The organism is Sulfurimonas limnophila (genome assembly GCF_059705345.1).
This window is the reverse complement of record NZ_AP046127.1, coordinates 682,671-699,194: the sequence shown is the minus strand read 5'-3', so window position 1 is coordinate 699,194 and position 16,524 is coordinate 682,671. Positions and strand designations below refer to the sequence as shown.

Below are 16,524 nucleotides of genomic sequence, written 5' to 3'. Positions count from 1 at the left end.
CGTAATTACTTTTTTATCTCCATATCACTAAGCATCTCTTTTACTAGAGGCTCAAAAAGCGCTCTGCTCTTTTCGCCCTTATAATCTTTATAAACGTTATAGAGCTTTTTATCTTTGTAGTAAAGCTCTATCGAAACCAACCCATCAAAACTATAATCAGATGAAGTTTTTGAGAGCGGATTTGTACACGCTTTTTTATAATCTCTATGTTCAACTCTTAATCTATAATCAGAACTCCCCACCAAAAAACCTTGACTTGTCATTATCTCGCTAACACTCTCTTTAGAAAACGCATCACTAGCAACTATCTCTACGCTCTCTATCTTGGCTCCAACTCTGCTTTTATCATAAATATTTGTATACATAGTTCCATCACAACCTATAAAAAGGAGTAATAATATAAATAAAAAAATATTTTTCATACTTATCTTTCTTATAAATTTTTATTATTTTAACAAAAAAATAGCTACTTACTAGAAAATTTATCACAAAATAGCTACAATCTCTGCAAAAAAAGGGAAATAACTATGAAAAAACCTTATCTAGAATCAATGCCAGATGAAAACGGCTTTTTTGGAAAATTTGGAGGTGCATTTATCCCACCTCAACTTGAGACACCTTTTGCTGAAATAAACAGAGCTTATGACAAGCTCTCAAAATCGTTTGAGTTTTTAAATGAGCTAAAAAAGATAAGAAAACACTATCAAGGAAGACCTACTCCTATATCGTACTGTAAAAATCTCTCAAACTTTGTCGGTGGAGGTCAGATTTATCTAAAGAGAGAAGATTTAAACCACACTGGTGCACATAAACTAAACCACTGCATGGCTGAAGCTCTTTTAGCTAAATATCTTGGTAAAACAAAGCTAATCGCTGAGACTGGAGCAGGTCAACATGGTGTGGCTCTTGCAACTGCAGCAGCTTACTTTGGGCTTGAATGCGAGATTCATATGGGCGAAGTTGACATCGCTAAAGAGTATCCAAATGTTGTAAGAATGAAGATTTTAGGGGCAAAAGTCGTTCCAGCAACTCATGGACTTAAAACACTTAAAGAAGCAGTTGATAGCGCTTTTGATGCCTATATAAAAGATCCAGACACTCAACTCTTTGCAATTGGTTCTGTTGTTGGTCCTCACCCTTTCCCAAAAATGGTAAGAGATTTTCAAAGTGTAGTGGGCTTTGAAGCAAAAGAGCAATTTTTAGAGATGACTGGCAAACTTCCTGACATGATAACGGCATGTGTTGGCGGAGGAAGCAATGCTATGGGAATTTTTAGTGCTTTTATAGAAGATAGTGTAAAACTATATGCCGTAGAACCAGCAGGAAAGGGTAATAAAATCGGTGAGCACAGTGCAAGCTTAACTTATGGAAAAGAGGGAATTATGCATGGTTTTAACTCTATCATGCTTCAAGACAAAGATGGAAATCCAGCTCCAGTGCACTCAATAGGAAGTGGTATAGACTACCCTTCAGTTGGACCTGAGCACGCTTATCTAAATAGCATTGGAAGAACAAATATAGGGTTATGCAGTGATGAAGAAGCGGTAGATGCTTTTTTCAAACTCTCTCAACATGAGGGAATCATTCCAGCTTTGGAATCCGCTCATGCAGTGGCCTTTGCCATTAAGTACGCAAAAGAGAATCCAAGGGAGTCTATTTTGGTAAACTTAAGCGGAAGAGGAGACAAAGATATAGACTTTATAGTTGAGAATTATCCTATTCCTACAAAGTGGGCATAAGCCCTTAAAACTTTGAGATGTGGATAGATAGAGCTTCTATCTCTGCATCGCCTAGTTTAGATACTTGAGCACCCATTAAGCCTTTCATAGCTCCGCCGTAAGTTCCAGTTTTATAACCATGAAGAGCGTCCGCTATTTTCTTAGCATCCCAGCCTTTGATGATTTGTGACTTGTTAAGTGCAGATTTTGAGCCATCAACGCCATGACATCCTGCACAAACTTTGTATATGCCAATCACATCAACCGTAACAGCGGGAGTTTCTACAACTACAAGGGCTTCTTGAGCAGCAGCTTTAACATCTTCAACGATAGCTTTTGTCTCTTCAACAACAGCGCTAGTTACCTCTTCTTTTGTTTCAGCAACAGCAGCTTTTGCCTCTTCTTTAACTTCAGCAACTACGGCTTTTACTTCCTCTTTAACTTCTTGCTTAGTTTGTGTTTCACTACTTGCGCTCTTAGCGGCATCATCACTACATCCAACCATAAACAGTGTTACAACTGCAAATAAAATCACTTTAATCATCTTATACTCCTTTGTATAGTTTTGAAATTATACTCCAAAACCTACTCCTCTTTATCCTCTTCTTTTAAAACCATAGCGCGGTAAGCTTCATCTTTTTCAACAAGTGAAGCCTCATATAAAAACTGCGACGCTACAAAGTTTAATTTTTTAATCTTGTCATATTTTGCGTAGCTAAGATAGAGTATATCTTTTGCTCTGGTTACGGCTACATAAAAAAGACGTCTCTCTTCATCTAAAGAGCCACCACGATGCATAAGTTTTCGGTTAGGAAAGCGTCCATCCATAAGGTCAACTATATAGACCTCTTTGTACTCCAAGCCCTTTGAGGCGTGAACACTAAGCAGGTTTACCCCCTCGCCTTGTGTTAGGTCTGAAGAGCCAAGTATCATGGCATTTAAAAATCTCTCGTGCTCAGAGTATGGCTTTGAGAGCTCCTCTAAAAGAACCATTTTTCTAGCGATTCTTGAGAGTGATTCAGCCTTTTGTTTTTCATCAATAGTGCCATCTTTAAGAAGTGCTCTTTTACTTGAGAGCTGTTCTGATATGTATTTGTATATCTCTGATTGTGCGATTTTTTGCACAATTGTACGAGGCTCTTTAACACCTTTTAAATCTCTGTAAAGAAGATAAAAATCATGCAAAAAAGTAGCATTTTCTTTAGTTAGTTTTGGGTGTTTTAGGATTGGGCTTTTCATAAACTTATCTTCAAATCCACACTTGGCAAACTTACCAACACTTCCAAGCTCTAAAAAATCATCAAAAAGCCCTAGCTGTTGGTTTAGCTTTCTCTTCTCAAAAGGGTTGCTCATAGACTCATCAGGAGCATAAAGTCCATAAAAAATTCTTCCATGTCCAAGCATCTTTAGAGCGATATAGAGCTCTTTTGCCATAGCCGAGCCAACACCTCTAGCAAACTCAAAAAGGTGGATAAACGCCATCATATCCGACTCATTCACAAGAAGTGTGTAAAAGTCCAAAACTGCTTTTACCTCACGCGAATCAAAAAAGCTAGTTCCGCCTTTTCGCTTACATGCAATACCTAACTCACGAAGCCCTACTTCTATCCCATCGGCTGAGGAGTTATTTCTAAAGATAACTGCTATCTCTTCTCTTGGTGTTTGGGTATTACTTATCTTAAAGGCTATATCGTGGTACTGATCAAAAAGCTCGTCATACGCAAGAAGCCTTGGTGCATGGCTGTCATGCAGACGAGTTACTTCAAGTTTCTTTGGATAAATTCGCTCATTATGCTCTATAACTTTTGAAGCAAGAGATAAAATAGGCACTGTTGAGCGATAGTTTTTTGTAAGCGTATGCACTTTAGCAGATGGAAACTTTGTAGAAAATGTACCGATGATAGATATATCCGCCCCATTAAATGCGTAAATACTCTGATCATAATCCCCAACACAAAAGAGTGATGGCGGATTCATAGCGTCTATGAGAGTGCCTTGAAGCGCGTTTGTATCTTGGTACTCATCAACAAGAACTTCTTTATAACCTAGCTCTTTTGTTTTACAAATATCTCTAAAATTTAGAAGCAAATCATTAAAGTTTACAAAACCATACTCTTTTTTTAGCGCTTCAAACTCATCTACTATATCTGCGTAAATCATAGCAAAGAGCTCATGTTCAGGGTATTTTGACTTTATCCAATCTTCAAAATGAGCATTTAGCTCCGTATTTTGATAAAAAGAGTAAACATCATAAAGATAGTTTCCGCCATAAGGCGTTATCTCAGCTCCAATATGCCCAAATGAGCGCTTTTCAAACACACTTCTAAAGAGGGTTTTTAACTCACGCTGTTGTTTAAGCACAACCTTTTTATCATGCTTTTTAAGCCATCTGTAACTAACCGCATGAAAAGTTCCAGCATCGATTTTAGAAGCCACATCTTTACCAAAAAAATCAGCCACACGAGAGACCATCTCCGCAGCTGCTTTGTTTGTAAATGTGAGAAGTAGTATTTGTGAAGGCTCAACACCTTGGCCTAAAAGATGAGCAATTCGTCCAACAATAGTAGAAGTTTTACCTGTCCCAGCAGAAGCAATGATAAGATTTTGAAGCTCTTTAGAAGTAGCTGCCGCATACTGCTCTTCATTTAAACGAGAAAGTGGCAAAACGGCTCCTGTAAAGATTTTAAGAGTGAGATTGTACTAAGATAAGCTTGATTTAGATTTATTGCTAAAATGCTCTAAGAAGAGCATTTTAATTAGATTTGAATGAATGTTGAAGGTTTAACGCCACATACTGGGCAGTTTTCAGTAGGCATTCCAAGTTCTATATAGCCACATACTGGACAGAGATAAATACCTATCTCCTCTATATCTTTACCCTCTTTTACAGCACTTAATGCTTTTTTGTAAAGCTCAGCATGAACTTTTTCAGCTTCAAGCGCATAACCAAACATCTTTTTTGCTTTATGTCCTTCAGCTACTGCTTGTTCATACATCGGCGGGTACATATCTTCAAACTCATAAGTCTCCCCACCGATTGCCGCTTCAAGGTTTTCTAGTGTTGAGCCTATTTTATCCATAGCTTTTAGATGCCCCTCAGCGTGGATTTTCTCCGCTTCTGCTGTTGTTTTAAAAAGTTTTGCTATATTTGTAAACCCATCTTTTTGTGCTTGTTTTGCAAACGCACTATATTTTTGGTATGCTCCGCTCTCTCCGCTAAATGCTACTTCTAAATTCTCTTTTGTATTTGGCATGTTCTACTCCATATGATGTTATTTTGTTGATTACATATCATTATAACGCTATTGGACTTAATAAAAAAAAGAATAACAGGTATTTGAGCAAACCATAACAGATAAAAAGAGTCATATATATGCTCTCCATGCCCTCACTTATAAGTAAAGCATCACCTCTTTTTAGATATAATCGCGAACTTTTAAACTACAAAAATCAAGGTAATAAATATGTCAAACAGCTACGAACCACAACTTACTGAAGATAAGTTTTACAAAATTTGGGAAGAGAGAGGCTACTTTGAAGTAGACGCAAACAGCGCTATCGTAGAAGAAGGGAAAACTTTTTCTATCATGATGCCTCCTCCAAATGTAACTGGTCGTCTTCATATAGGTCATGCTCTTACATTTACACTTCAAGATATTATCACTCGCTATAAACGTATGGACGGATATAAAACTCTTTGGCAACCAGGAACTGACCATGCTGGAATCGCAACTCAAAATGTAGTTGAGAAGCAACTACTTGCTGAGGGCACTACAAAAGAGGAGATTGGCAGAGAAGCGTTTTTAAAGAGAGCTTGGGAATGGAAAGCAGAATCTGCTGGTATTATGACAAGCCAACTACGTAAAATGGGAGTTAGCCCTGCATGGAAGCGTGAGCGTTTTACTATGGATGAGGGGCTTCAAAAGAGCGTAAAAGAGGCTTTTGTTCATCTATACAATCAAGGCTTAATTGTTCGTGGAAACTACATGGTAAACTGGTGTACACATGATGGCGCACTTAGTGACATTGAAGTTGAACATGAAGACCATGATGGAAAATTCTACCATATCAAGTACCCTTTTGCTGATGGAAGCGGGTTTGTTGAAGTTGCAACGACAAGACCTGAGACATATTTTGGAGATACAGCGGTTATGGTTCATCCCGATGATGAGCGTTATAAACATCTCGTAGGTAAAAAAATCAAACTTCCGCTTCTTGATAGAGAAGTCTCTATCATCGCCGATGAACATGTAGCTATGGATTTTGGAACTGGAGTTGTAAAAGTTACACCTGCACATGACCAAAACGACTATGAAGTTGGTAAACGTCATGACTTAGAGTTCATTACTGTATTTGATGAAAAGGGTATCTTAAATGAGTACGCTGGAGAATTCAAAGGCTTAGAGCGTTTAGAAGCTCGTGACATCATCATGAAAAGGCTTGATGAAGAGGGTTTTGTAGTTAAGATAGAAGAGCACAAACATCAAGTAGGACACTGTTACAGATGTAAAAACATTGTTGAGCCTTATATCTCAAAACAGTGGTTTGTAAGAAGTGAAGTTGCTCGTAAATCTATCGAGAAAACAAACAACGGAGAAGCTAAATTTTTCCCTCCACACTGGATAAACTCATACAACTCATGGATGGGCGATTTAAGAGACTGGTGTATTTCACGTCAGCTTTGGTGGGGACATCAAATACCTGTATTTTACTGTGGGGATTGTGAACATGAGTGGGCTTCACTAAAAGATGAAGAGCATACATGTCCAAAATGTGCTTCAAAAAACATCTCTCAAGACCCTGATGTTCTTGATACTTGGTTTAGCTCTGCTCTTTGGCCGTTTTCAACTCTTGGCTGGGGAAATGGTGATGTTGATATGGACAAACTCTTTAGTTCACAGGATATGAAAGAGTTCTATCCAAACTCACTTCTCATTACAGGTTTTGACATCCTCTTTTTCTGGGTAGCTAGAATGATGATGATGGGCGAGAGTTTTGTAGGTGAACTTCCATTTAACCATATCTACCTTCATGCGCTTGTTCGTGATGAACATGGACAAAAGATGTCTAAATCAAAAGGTAACGTAATCGACCCACTTGACATGGTTGAAAAATACAGCGCTGATATACTCCGTTTTACTCTTGCAATAAGTGCAGCGCAAGGGCGTGATATCCGCATGAGTAATGAAAAGCTTGAACTTAACCGCAACTTTACAAACAAGCTCTACAATGCCGCAAAATTCCTGCAGATGAACGTAGATACATTCCCTGATTTAAAAGGGTTTTGTGTTGAGTCTGCACTTGGTCGTTACATGTTATCCCGCCTAAACGTAGCCACTGCTGAAGTTCGCTCATGCATGGATGAGTATAGATTTAACGACGCTGCAACTGTACTTTATCGCTTCTTATGGAATGAGTTTTGTGACTGGGGAATCGAGCTTAGCAAGGCAGATAAAGGCGCTATTGTAGAGCTTGGAGCTATCTTTAAAGAGGCTATGAAACTTCTTCATCCGTTTATGCCATTTATCACAGAGTATCTCTACCACGAACTTAGCGGAACTACTCTTGAGACTTCTGAGTCAATAATGATTAAAAAATACCCTTACAAAACAAAAGTTCGTAAAAAAGATGAAGCAAGATTTGAGATAATCATGGATGCTATTATCTCTATCAGACGTGCTAAAGTTTTAGTTGATTTGGCAAACCAAAAGATAGAAAAAGCTTATGTAAAGATAGACAACATAAGCGAAGAAGAAAAAGAGATGATGAGACCTTTTATAGCTAGACTTGCTAAGGTTGATGTAGTTGAATTTACAAATGAAAAAATCCCAGACTCAGTTAGTGATATTAGCCAAATGTGTGAGACTTTTATACCGACTCAAAGTATTGATTTAACTCCGATTATCTCAAAGCTTACAAAGCAAGATGAAAAGCTACAAAAAGAGATAGACAAACTCTCTTCAATGTTAAACAATGAGCGTTTCGTTGCTAACGCTCCTGATGATGTTTTAGTAAAAAACAGAGAGCTTTTGGCGGATGCATCAGATAAGCAGAGCAAAGTTAAAGAGCAGTTGACATCTCTACAAAGCTAAGAATAAATGAACAATGTTTTTGAACCTAAGTTTTTTAGTTTACTAAAAAATGGAATAAATAAAGAGCAGTTAAGCAGTGATATTTTTGCTGGTATTGTTGTAGGCATTGTTGCTCTTCCTCTCTCAATTGCATTTGCAGTTGCTTCTGGAGTATCTCCAGAAAAAGGGCTTATTACCGCCATAGTCGCTGGTTTTATCATCTCTATCCTTGGTGGAAGCAGAGTTCAAATTGGGGGTCCAACTGGAGCTTTTATAGTTATACTCTACGCTATTGTTGAGGAGTACGGTATAGATGGGCTTATGATTTCAACTATAATGGCTGGAGTTTTTTTAGTCATATTTGGCTTTTTGCGCCTTGGAAATCTCTTAAAATATTTTCCTCACCCCCTAATTGTGGGCTTTACAAGCGGTATAGCTGTTGTAATATTTTCAACGCAAATCAAAGATGCACTCGGCCTAAACATAGAAAAACTACCATCAGAATTTTTCAACAAATGGCTAACTTACTTCTCAAACATAAACGATACAAACTTGTACGCTCTCTCTATTACTGTTGCTACGATTCTCATAACGATATACTCAAAAAAAGTGACAACAAAAATTCCTGGCTCTTTTATAGCTATTATTGGCATTACTCTATTTGTTCAGATTGCCTCTATACCAGTCACTACAATTGAGACATTCTTTGGAGAGATTCCAAACTCATTTGCACTTCAAATTCCAACTCTTGAGCTAAGCAACTTATATATCTACATAGCTCCTGCCCTAACCATTGCACTTCTAGGAGGAGTAGAGTCACTTCTCTCAGCTGTTGTAGCTGATGGTATGATAGGCTCAAATCACCGCTCAAATACAGAGCTAATCGCTCAAGGAGTTGCAAATATAGTTACTCCATTTTTTGGAGGCATCGCTGCGACTGGTGCAATAGCAAGGACAGCTACAAATGTAAAAAATGGCGGACGAACCCCAATAGCTGGAATCGTTCACTCAATAACACTACTCTTAATTATGCTAATCTTTGCAAGTTACGCAAAGCTAATCCCTATGTCCGCACTCGCTGGAATCCTTATAGTAGTTTCATACAACATGAGCGAATGGCGCTCTTTTGTCTCTATACTTAGAGGCTCTGGTTTTGACATTATCGTACTTCTTAGCACTTTTTTACTAACTGTTTTTGTTGATTTGACTGTTGCTATCCAGATAGGTGTTGTTCTATCTTCACTTCTATTTATGAAAAGAATGGCAGATATTGGGATAAAAACTCCATGCAACGTTGATAGCGATGTGCTAGAGGATTACTCTGGAGTTCCTGATGGAATCTCTATCTATGAGATTAGCGGCCCGCTATTTTTTGCTTCTGCAAAGCAGTACTCAGGAGTTATTCAAAATATAGGACTAAGTAGTAAAATCATCATTATACGTATGAGACATGTCCCTTTTGTGGACTCAACAGCACTTCATAATTTTCAAGAGATGATAAAAACACTACAAAAATCAGACGTAAAGATACTACTCTCAGGAGTTCAAAAATCAGTACTCAAAGACCTTAGTAAAGATGGAATAACCTCTCTAATAGGGGAAGATAACATCCAAGACTCCTTCACAAAAGCCCTAAAACAGGCTAAGGAGCTTATAGTAACTCTTCCTTAGGCTCTCCAAAGTAATATCCTTGTGAATACTCTATTCCAAGCTCTTTTACTTTAGCTTGGACATCTTTGCTATGAACAAACTCTGCTACAACTTTGATATTGCTTTTTTTGCACAAAAGAACAATTGCTTCTACTATAGTTAAACTTTTTTTATCGCTTAGTATGTTTTTTATAAAAGAGCCATCTATTTTTAGATAATCTGGAGAAAATTCTAATAGTCTTGAGAAGTTTGAACTTCTGCTTCCAAAATCATCGATTGAAATCTTAAAACCGTGGTATCTAAGGGAGTTTAGCTGTGTTAAAATCTCTTTAGTATCAAGGGTGTCAATATCTTCTAAAATCTCTAAAGAGACTCTTGATGGACAAATATTATGCTTTTTTGCACTTCTTAGAAGATACTCTTCTAAAAAATTAAGATATAAATCTGTGCTTGTTATATTTATAGAAAATCCAAAACTAGTATCACTAAACTTTTTAAAACTCTGTTCAATCACTGTTTTTGTAACTAAAGAGAGAGTACCTGTTAGTTTTGAGGCTTCCATAAATCTTATCGGTGGAGTCAATACTCCATTTTCAACTATCCTAATCAAACACTCATATTTTTCTATTTTATTTGTTTCGTTATTTACAATTGGCTGATAATAAGTAATCAGCCTCTCGTCTTCAAAAGCCTCTTTTATCTTATGCACCCAGTAGATATTTTCTTGCTGCTTTTTAATAAAAATAGAAGTTGGGTCATATATTTTAAAAGAGCCTCGTTTATGCTCTCGTAGCTCTTTGATAGCTGTTCTTGCATCATTTAGTATCTCTGCACCACGGCCGATAGATATGCCTATACTTACTGATACCTTTACGATTATATCATCTGAAATATCTATCTCGCTCTGATCGAAAAAAGAGATGATAGAACTTGCAATATCTGAGAGTTTTTGAGAACTCATTATATCAACACAAACAACAGCAAATTCATCTGAGTTTACTCTAAATATTTTCGCCTTATATGGTTTTGCCATATTTAGAAGACGTGTTATCTCTATTAGAGCCAAGTCTCCTATTGCAAAACCATAAGCGTTGTTAATATTGTTAAAATTGTCTATATCTATTAAAAAGAGATTTGCATTTTTTACGCTTTGTAAATACTCTATTAAAGCAAATCTATTTGCAACATTTGTCAGTGAATCATTTTCTTTATTCATACGCTAATTTTCTTTAATAATAATATAATTTTCAGGCTTTATCTCTCTATATTTTGGCATACTCATCCCAATTGTGGCATTTATATATGTTGGGTCTGCTACAACAAAGCGTTTAGATTTTACAGACACGCTGTCTCCTTCAAGTGGGATATAGAGTGCTGTTGCCATATGATCTTTATATTTTACTCCAACTACACTGATACCAAAGAACTCTTTTATCAAATATGAAAATAGTATAGCTCTATCTTCACAGTCTGACTTATCATAGTAGAGAGTTTCCTGAGCAAACATAACTTTCTCTCTTGAAAACTGCTCATGGTCTACCTCATACTTAAAAGCACTCTGAACAAAGTGAAGGACAAAGTTCATAGCCTCACTCGCTTTTTTTCCTTGAATATACTCTTTAAATGCGTCATGTAGCTCATTGTATGTACTTTTTTCAAGAGGTGCATTAAAAAATACCTCATAGTCAGCCTGAGGATAAGTTGCCATAAACTCTATAAGATTTTTATCATAAGAGATTGGCACATCATATTTTTTTCCAAGTAAAGAAAAATTTAGTAGTTTTTTTTCAACTTTTTTTTCAAAATTTGGAAGAGTATGAAGTGATAAATCAAGCTCTTTTGTAGCATTTGGATAATCTTGCTCATAAGAGAAAACAGTTGTGCCGCCTTTTGCATAATTTTTTACTGCATAGAATTTTTTATCATTAAATTTATAGTTTGGAGTAGCATATATTACTTTTTTTGAATAATGCATCAAAAGAATATGTTTGTTTGATAGCCCAACTTTTACAGAGTATCCAAGCTTGTTTAACAAAAACCAGCTCAAAAGATTTGAGCTATCTTCATCACTAAATGCTTTCTGCGATATTTTACTAACAAGCAGATATATCGCCCAATCATTTAGATTCATCTCTTTTGCTGTTTTATCTATATCAGATAAAAGAGCCTCATACTCACTTGATGCTGCTTTTGAGAAAAAGTTTGATATTCCTATTTGATTTTGTGGATAATATGTAGCTTTTTTTAAATCTTGCGATACATCAAAGCCTAGTTGTGTTCCAAAAAAATCAAAAGTAGTATTTTTTGCTTTTTTTGGAGCTACCTCAATCTCTACATATATGGAAGCATTATTATCTATTTTTTTTATTTCATCTTTTGGTTTAATATAAATTTTCGGACCAACAGGAGTTGTTGCTTGTGGCTTTAGTGGAATAATCTCTTGTGGTTTTGGCTCTTCATAAAGAGAAGCAGGTTTTTGCTCTATATAAGCCTTCCACTCCTGCTTTAAGTACGCATTAAAAGCTTTATCTCTCTCATCTTTATATGTTTGAAACGACTCTGTTTGAACTTTTTTAAAATCTTTAAAACTCTCCGCCGCACTAAGTGTTAGGGATGTAAATAGTAAAAAAATACTAAAATGGCCAAACAGACTGAATAATTTTTGTACCCCAACCTCTTTGTGTAGCACCTTCAACATCCCCTTGTGTTTTATAAAGAATTTTTGCTTCACTCATTTGTGAAGAGTTTATTCTATTCCCCTGATCGATATCATAAGGGCGGATAACTCCACCGATTTGAATAATCTGCTTTTGATTATCTACTAAAATCTCTCTCTTTCCAGCGATAAAATAGTTTCCATTTTGTAAAACTTTTACTATCCTAGCAGAAACAGTTGTAGTAAAAGAGGCATCTTTTGTAGCACTCCCTTTTCCAGTGTATGCACTATCAGAAGTGCTTCCAAACCCTAGATTTGCTATGCCATTTAGCTTACTGACTGCTGAATTAACAGCAGAGTTGCTCCCAGTAGAAGTAAAAGCTCCTCCGCCAAGATTTAAAGAGTCACTCTCGCTTAACTGTCTTGAACCAGTGTTTGAGCTCTGTGCATTCTCAGAGATAACAACGGTAACAATATCGTTGACATGCATAGCCTTATGGTCTGAAAAAAGAGGATTCTCCCCTTGCCCAAAAACACTTCCAACAGAAGTAAAGTCTTTGTTATCCTCTTTTGCAGGCATCTCTTCAACATAAGCAGGAGGCTCAAAATCAATATCAGGATCACTTAGTTTTGCGGTGCACCCAGACAAAAAAAGTATAGCATAAATGGGCATCAAAACCAGTAAAATTTTTTTTATCATTACATATCTCTTTATATTTAATCTCTTTATTTAGTTATAATCATAGCAAAAATAGTTCCACACATAAAAGGTAAAAAATGAATCTAAGAGATACCATAAATAACGATATAAAAGAGGCTATGAAAGCTAAGGATGCTAAAAAAAGAGATGCTCTAAGACTTCTAAGCAGTGCATTTAAACAGATAGAAGTTGATGAGAGAAAAGAGCTTAGCGATGATGATGTTATAAAAATAATTCTCTCTCAAGTAAAAAGAAGAGATGATGCAGCTACTCAGTATAAAAATGCAAATCGAGAAGATTTAATGCAGATTGAACTCGATGAAATAGCATACTACAAAGAGTATCTACCAGCTCAACTAAGTGATGAGGAACTTTCATTAGCTATAAAAGATATCATAGCAAAAACAGGCGCTTCAACTATAAAAGATTTGGGAAAAGTGATGGGAACAGCGACCAAAGAGCTATCAAGCAAAGCAGACGGGAAACGAGTAAGCGAGTGCGCTAAAGCACTGCTCTCATAAATTAACTAGAGTTTTTTTACTCTAGTTGCTACCAAATTTTAATTTTTTTAATGCAGCCTCTTCATCATCTTCTCTCATAAGTGATTCACCTACCAAGAAAGCATCAACTCCCGCTTTGCTTAAATCTTCTAGTTGTCCATGCTCATATATTCCGCTCTCTGCTACTATGACTTTACCATTTGGTATCATTGGAATTAACTCATAAGAGAGGTTCATATCCATCTCAAAAGTTTGCAAGTTTCTGTGATTTATCCCGATAATATCGCTTCCTGCATAGATAGCCTTTATCAAATCACTCTTGTCATGAACCTCAACCAACGCTTCCATACCTAAGTGTCTTGTATATCCTAAGAGCTCTTTTAGCTCTGTTTTACTAAGTGCTGCAGCTATTAATAGTATAAAATCAGCACCATGAACCATAGCTTCAAGTATCTGATACTTTGTAACTATAAAGTCCTTTCTCAAAAGAGGTATGCCAACGTATCTTCTTATCTGACCCAAATAGTCTAAGTTTCCTTGAAAAAAATGAGGCTCAGTAAGTATAGATATAGCACTAGCCCCTCCTCTTTCATAACTCTGAGCGATTGCTATTGGATCAAAATTTTCTCTTATGACACCTCTAGAAGGTGAAGCCTTTTTAACTTCAGCTATAACTCTGTATGGGTCTTGCTCTGTTGCTGTTAAATAAGGAAATACATCTCTTGGCGCTCTAGCGTTAAATGCAAGTGAACGACCTAACCAATCAAGAGAAAACTCACTCTCTCTTTTTATAACATCTTCTCTTGTTTTTTTGATTATCTCATCTAAAATCATTTCATCCCTTTTGTGTTTTTGTTGCATTTTTCTATCATCTCTATATGTTTTAAAACCTCTTCGTTATCTCCGCCCTCAAGTTTTTGTACTCTTTTCATAATTTTTAGTGCCTCTTTACAATTTTTTAGTTTATAGTATCCCCACGCTAAAGAGTCAAGATAATATGCGGAATTAGGGTCTATCTTTAGTACCTCTTCGATATACTTCATTCCCTGTTTTATATCTATATCGTGGTCAATTAGCAAATAGCCTAGATAGTTAAGAGACATGGCATCTTTATCTGTTTTTACAACCTCTTTTAGTTTTGATACTACACTATCAAGCATTTTCTTGTTATTTTTATCTTCACTGCTCTCATACTCAAAAATTGCACTTTGAGCCAAAAACATAACATTTTTTGTCTCTTCATAAAGCTCTTTTGCTATAGATGTTGCTTTTTTATAATCTTTTTCTTGGATATATAGTTGCAGTAAAAGCTCTTTATCTATTTTGTTCTCCTGCAAAAATTCTCTCATACTTTTATAGTCTCTTTTATAGCCATAAATCTGTATTATCTTTTTTGCTATTTCCACATTTTCATTTAGCTTATAAACTCTTAAATAAGTTGACAAAAGAGCGTCTAGATCATTTTCATTGCTATAAAATCCTATAAGCTTATTGCATATAAACTCTGAACAACTATATATTCTTGAGTGTGCTTCTAGCTGGGTTATCGCATCTTTTTTTCTATCTAAATCAACATACATGATAGTAGTAATTCTGTCTATTATCTTCTCATGTGGATTTGTAACATATATATTTTCTAAATATGCCACTGCATTTTCATACTCTTGAAGCTTGGTATAAACATCAGCAGCTAAGAGATAATCGTCAATATTTTTTGAAATTTCACCAAGTCTTATAGCCAACTTTTTTGCTTCAAGAGCCCTGTCTAGCTTTATAAGAGCAACTACTTTAATCTTTAATAGTTCATAATCATCTTCAATATTTTTCTCTAAATCAACTCTTTGAACTACTCTCTCGAATTTTTGTGCAACTAAGTCATTTTTTAGTGAACGATAGAGATACTCTTTTTTATTTGTTTCAAGGAAGAGAGTCTCAAACATCTTTGAAGAGCTATTGTAGTCTTGAAGCTCTTCTAAATACAACCCTGTCATTATGTAAACATCTTCATACTCAAAGCTCTTCTCATGTCCTTTTTTAACAGATGGTTCACTTATAGCACTACATCCGCTAAAAAATAGTATTGTAATCAAAAACAGTTTTATACTATATAGCATCTACTACTCCTGGGCACTCAAGTTTTAACTCATCAACTCTTGTTTTAAAATAGTCCCAAAATGGAAATGTTCTGCACTGAGTTGGGCGAACATCATAAATCAAACATCCATTTGTTGCTCTGTCATAAAAAGCACACTCATAACTATCTTCTGTTTTTCTCTCTTTTATCGAGTATTTGTACCCAACTTTAAAGAGATATTTTTTACTAAACTCTTCAACACTAATATCGTAAAATAGAGCTATTGCCTCTATCTCTGAAGCATTTACATATATATATCCGCTCTCTCCTGTGCAACATTTTGCCTGACATGTTTGACATGCTGCGGGATTAAACGTGTAATCGTATCCATCTTTTTTTATCATATCTGACATTTTATACTCTGTGTGCTAGCTTTTTTATATATATCTTGTGCTTTTTTTGAAAACTCATCACCATCAAAACTGATAAATGGGGGCCAAATCTTCATAAGTGACTTCGAGCCGTTTCTTGCGTGTATCATAACAAGTGAAGCTACTCTATCTATCTTTGGATAAATAAACTGCACATCCACTGCTCTCATTTTAACTCTGCTCAACTCTTCACAAATCAGTCCAAACTGCGATGCATCATAACAAAATATAAAGTGCGAATTTGGCTTTAATACTCTTGAGACTTTTTTAAAAAATTTCTCTAATGGTAAGTTGCTATTATATCTTGCATTAAATAACATCTCATTTTCACTTTTTGTCACTCCATCATGGTAAAAAGGCGGATTTGAGATTATGTAGTCATACTTTTGCCCTTCATCAAGCTCTAAAAAGTCACTTTTATGAATTTTGTAAGGTATTTTGTTCACTCTAGCGTTGATTGTTGCATACTCTACAAAAAGCTCTTGCTTTTCAACCGCTTCTAATTCAACTTTTTCATTCTCTTTTGCTACTAATAACCCAACAACACCACAACCTGCTCCAACATCCAAAACTCTTCCCTTTGGTTTAAAAGAGCTAATAAAATCATATAAAAATATTGAGTCACTGTTATAGCAATATCCACTTAAGGGTTGGTAAAGAAGCATATAAAAAAAGTCCTAAAAATTCATTTTTGGATATAATTTTGTAATTATATCTTAAAGGC

Annotated in this window: 15 protein-coding genes; 4 read left to right on the top strand and 11 right to left on the bottom strand. The window is 35.8% G+C overall.

What is annotated here, in order from left to right:
* Nucleotides 1-5: 5 nt before the first annotated feature.
* Nucleotides 6-422, bottom strand: coding sequence for a hypothetical protein (locus tag AC6H33_RS03695; RefSeq protein ID WP_497605616.1), 417 nt, complete (start codon nucleotides 420-422; stop codon nucleotides 6-8).
* Between the two features lie 105 nt (nucleotides 423-527).
* Between AC6H33_RS03695 and trpB the strand changes: the two genes are divergently transcribed.
* Nucleotides 528-1,739: a tryptophan synthase subunit beta gene (gene trpB / locus AC6H33_RS03690; protein WP_497605615.1), complete on the top strand. Its 1,212-nt coding sequence runs from the start codon at nucleotides 528-530 to the stop codon at nucleotides 1,737-1,739.
* A 4-nt stretch (nucleotides 1,740-1,743) separates the two neighbouring features.
* Here trpB and AC6H33_RS03685 read toward each other — a convergent pair whose 3' ends face one another.
* From AC6H33_RS03685 to AC6H33_RS03675, 3 genes are all read right to left on the bottom strand, one after another.
* Nucleotides 1,744-2,262 (bottom strand): c-type cytochrome, encoded by a 519-nt coding sequence (locus tag AC6H33_RS03685; protein WP_497605614.1) that lies wholly within the window; start codon nucleotides 2,260-2,262, stop codon nucleotides 1,744-1,746.
* Between the two features lie 41 nt (nucleotides 2,263-2,303).
* Complete coding sequence (locus AC6H33_RS03680) at nucleotides 2,304-4,382, bottom strand: ATP-dependent helicase (RefSeq protein WP_497605613.1); 2,079 nt, start codon at nucleotides 4,380-4,382, stop codon at nucleotides 2,304-2,306.
* 92 nt (nucleotides 4,383-4,474) lie between these two features.
* Nucleotides 4,475-4,972: a rubrerythrin family protein gene (locus AC6H33_RS03675; RefSeq protein ID WP_497605612.1), complete on the bottom strand. Its 498-nt coding sequence runs from the start codon at nucleotides 4,970-4,972 to the stop codon at nucleotides 4,475-4,477.
* Between the two features lie 210 nt (nucleotides 4,973-5,182).
* Here AC6H33_RS03675 and AC6H33_RS03670 point away from each other — a divergent pair, with 210 nt between their 5' ends.
* Nucleotides 5,183-7,810, top strand: a complete 2,628-nt coding sequence (locus AC6H33_RS03670) for a valine--tRNA ligase (RefSeq protein ID WP_497605611.1) — start codon at nucleotides 5,183-5,185, stop codon at nucleotides 7,808-7,810.
* A 6-nt stretch (nucleotides 7,811-7,816) separates the two neighbouring features.
* Nucleotides 7,817-9,460, top strand: a complete 1,644-nt coding sequence (locus AC6H33_RS03665) for a SulP family inorganic anion transporter (protein ID WP_497605610.1) — start codon at nucleotides 7,817-7,819, stop codon at nucleotides 9,458-9,460.
* Here AC6H33_RS03665 and AC6H33_RS03660 read toward each other — a convergent pair.
* From AC6H33_RS03660 to flgH, 3 genes are read right to left on the bottom strand one after another with little or no spacing between them, the layout of a single operon-like run.
* Nucleotides 9,441-10,655, bottom strand: a complete 1,215-nt coding sequence (locus tag AC6H33_RS03660) for an EAL domain-containing protein (protein WP_497605609.1) — start codon at nucleotides 10,653-10,655, stop codon at nucleotides 9,441-9,443. The two genes, AC6H33_RS03665 and AC6H33_RS03660, sit on opposite strands and share 20 nt — an antisense overlap.
* A 3-nt stretch (nucleotides 10,656-10,658) precedes the next feature.
* Nucleotides 10,659-12,128, bottom strand: a complete 1,470-nt coding sequence (locus tag AC6H33_RS03655) for a hypothetical protein (protein WP_497605608.1) — start codon at nucleotides 12,126-12,128, stop codon at nucleotides 10,659-10,661.
* A complete protein-coding gene (flgH, locus tag AC6H33_RS03650) occupies nucleotides 12,073-12,795 on the bottom strand; it encodes a flagellar basal body L-ring protein FlgH (RefSeq protein ID WP_497605607.1) in 723 nt (240 codons plus the stop codon). Before flgH ends, AC6H33_RS03655 begins: the two co-directional genes overlap by 56 nt.
* Nucleotides 12,796-12,872: 77 nt before the next feature.
* On the opposite strand from flgH, the gene AC6H33_RS03645 reads away from it, so the two are divergent.
* Nucleotides 12,873-13,316: a GatB/YqeY domain-containing protein gene (locus tag AC6H33_RS03645; protein ID WP_497605606.1), complete on the top strand. Its 444-nt coding sequence runs from the start codon at nucleotides 12,873-12,875 to the stop codon at nucleotides 13,314-13,316.
* Between the two features lie 21 nt (nucleotides 13,317-13,337).
* Here AC6H33_RS03645 and trpC read toward each other — a convergent pair whose 3' ends face one another.
* The 4 genes from trpC to AC6H33_RS03625 are packed head-to-tail and all read right to left on the bottom strand — an operon-like array spanning nucleotide 13,338 to nucleotide 16,465.
* Entirely contained in the window at nucleotides 13,338-14,129 is a 792-nt protein-coding gene (trpC, locus tag AC6H33_RS03640) for an indole-3-glycerol phosphate synthase TrpC (protein ID WP_497605980.1), read from the bottom strand.
* Nucleotides 14,126-15,409: a tetratricopeptide repeat protein gene (locus AC6H33_RS03635; protein WP_497605605.1), complete on the bottom strand. Its 1,284-nt coding sequence runs from the start codon at nucleotides 15,407-15,409 to the stop codon at nucleotides 14,126-14,128. The genes trpC and AC6H33_RS03635 overlap by 4 nt, the downstream gene beginning before the upstream one ends.
* On the bottom strand, nucleotides 15,399-15,782 hold the full coding sequence (locus tag AC6H33_RS03630; RefSeq protein WP_497605604.1) for a YkgJ family cysteine cluster protein: 384 nt from the start codon (nucleotides 15,780-15,782) through the stop codon (nucleotides 15,399-15,401). Before AC6H33_RS03630 ends, AC6H33_RS03635 begins: the two co-directional genes overlap by 11 nt.
* The gene (locus tag AC6H33_RS03625; protein ID WP_497605603.1) at nucleotides 15,770-16,465 is read right to left on the bottom strand and encodes a tRNA1(Val) (adenine(37)-N6)-methyltransferase; all 696 of its coding nucleotides are present in this window, start codon (nucleotides 16,463-16,465) and stop codon (nucleotides 15,770-15,772) included. Before AC6H33_RS03625 ends, AC6H33_RS03630 begins: the two co-directional genes overlap by 13 nt.
* Between the last annotated feature and the right edge of the window lie 59 nt (nucleotides 16,466-16,524).

Excerpts from the sequence above, each read along its gene's own strand:
- AC6H33_RS03695 (WP_497605616.1), bottom strand. The coding sequence starts at position 422 with ATGAAAAATATTTTTTTATTTATATTATTACTCCTTTTTATAGGTTGT.
- trpB (WP_497605615.1), top strand. The coding sequence starts at position 528 with ATGAAAAAACCTTATCTAGAATCAATGCCAGATGAAAACGGCTTTTTT.
- AC6H33_RS03685 (WP_497605614.1), bottom strand. The coding sequence starts at position 2,262 with ATGATTAAAGTGATTTTATTTGCAGTTGTAACACTGTTTATGGTTGGA.
- AC6H33_RS03675 (WP_497605612.1), bottom strand. The coding sequence starts at position 4,972 with ATGCCAAATACAAAAGAGAATTTAGAAGTAGCATTTAGCGGAGAGAGC.
- AC6H33_RS03670 (WP_497605611.1), top strand. The coding sequence starts at position 5,183 with ATGTCAAACAGCTACGAACCACAACTTACTGAAGATAAGTTTTACAAA.
- AC6H33_RS03665 (WP_497605610.1), top strand. The coding sequence starts at position 7,817 with ATGAACAATGTTTTTGAACCTAAGTTTTTTAGTTTACTAAAAAATGGA.
- AC6H33_RS03660 (WP_497605609.1), bottom strand. The coding sequence starts at position 10,655 with ATGAATAAAGAAAATGATTCACTGACAAATGTTGCAAATAGATTTGCT.
- flgH (WP_497605607.1), bottom strand. The coding sequence starts at position 12,795 with ATGATAAAAAAAATTTTACTGGTTTTGATGCCCATTTATGCTATACTT.
- AC6H33_RS03645 (WP_497605606.1), top strand. The coding sequence starts at position 12,873 with ATGAATCTAAGAGATACCATAAATAACGATATAAAAGAGGCTATGAAA.
- trpC (WP_497605980.1), bottom strand. The coding sequence starts at position 14,129 with ATGATTTTAGATGAGATAATCAAAAAAACAAGAGAAGATGTTATAAAA.
- AC6H33_RS03635 (WP_497605605.1), bottom strand. The coding sequence starts at position 15,409 with ATGCTATATAGTATAAAACTGTTTTTGATTACAATACTATTTTTTAGC.
- AC6H33_RS03630 (WP_497605604.1), bottom strand. The coding sequence starts at position 15,782 with ATGTCAGATATGATAAAAAAAGATGGATACGATTACACGTTTAATCCC.
- AC6H33_RS03625 (WP_497605603.1), bottom strand. The coding sequence starts at position 16,465 with ATGCTTCTTTACCAACCCTTAAGTGGATATTGCTATAACAGTGACTCA.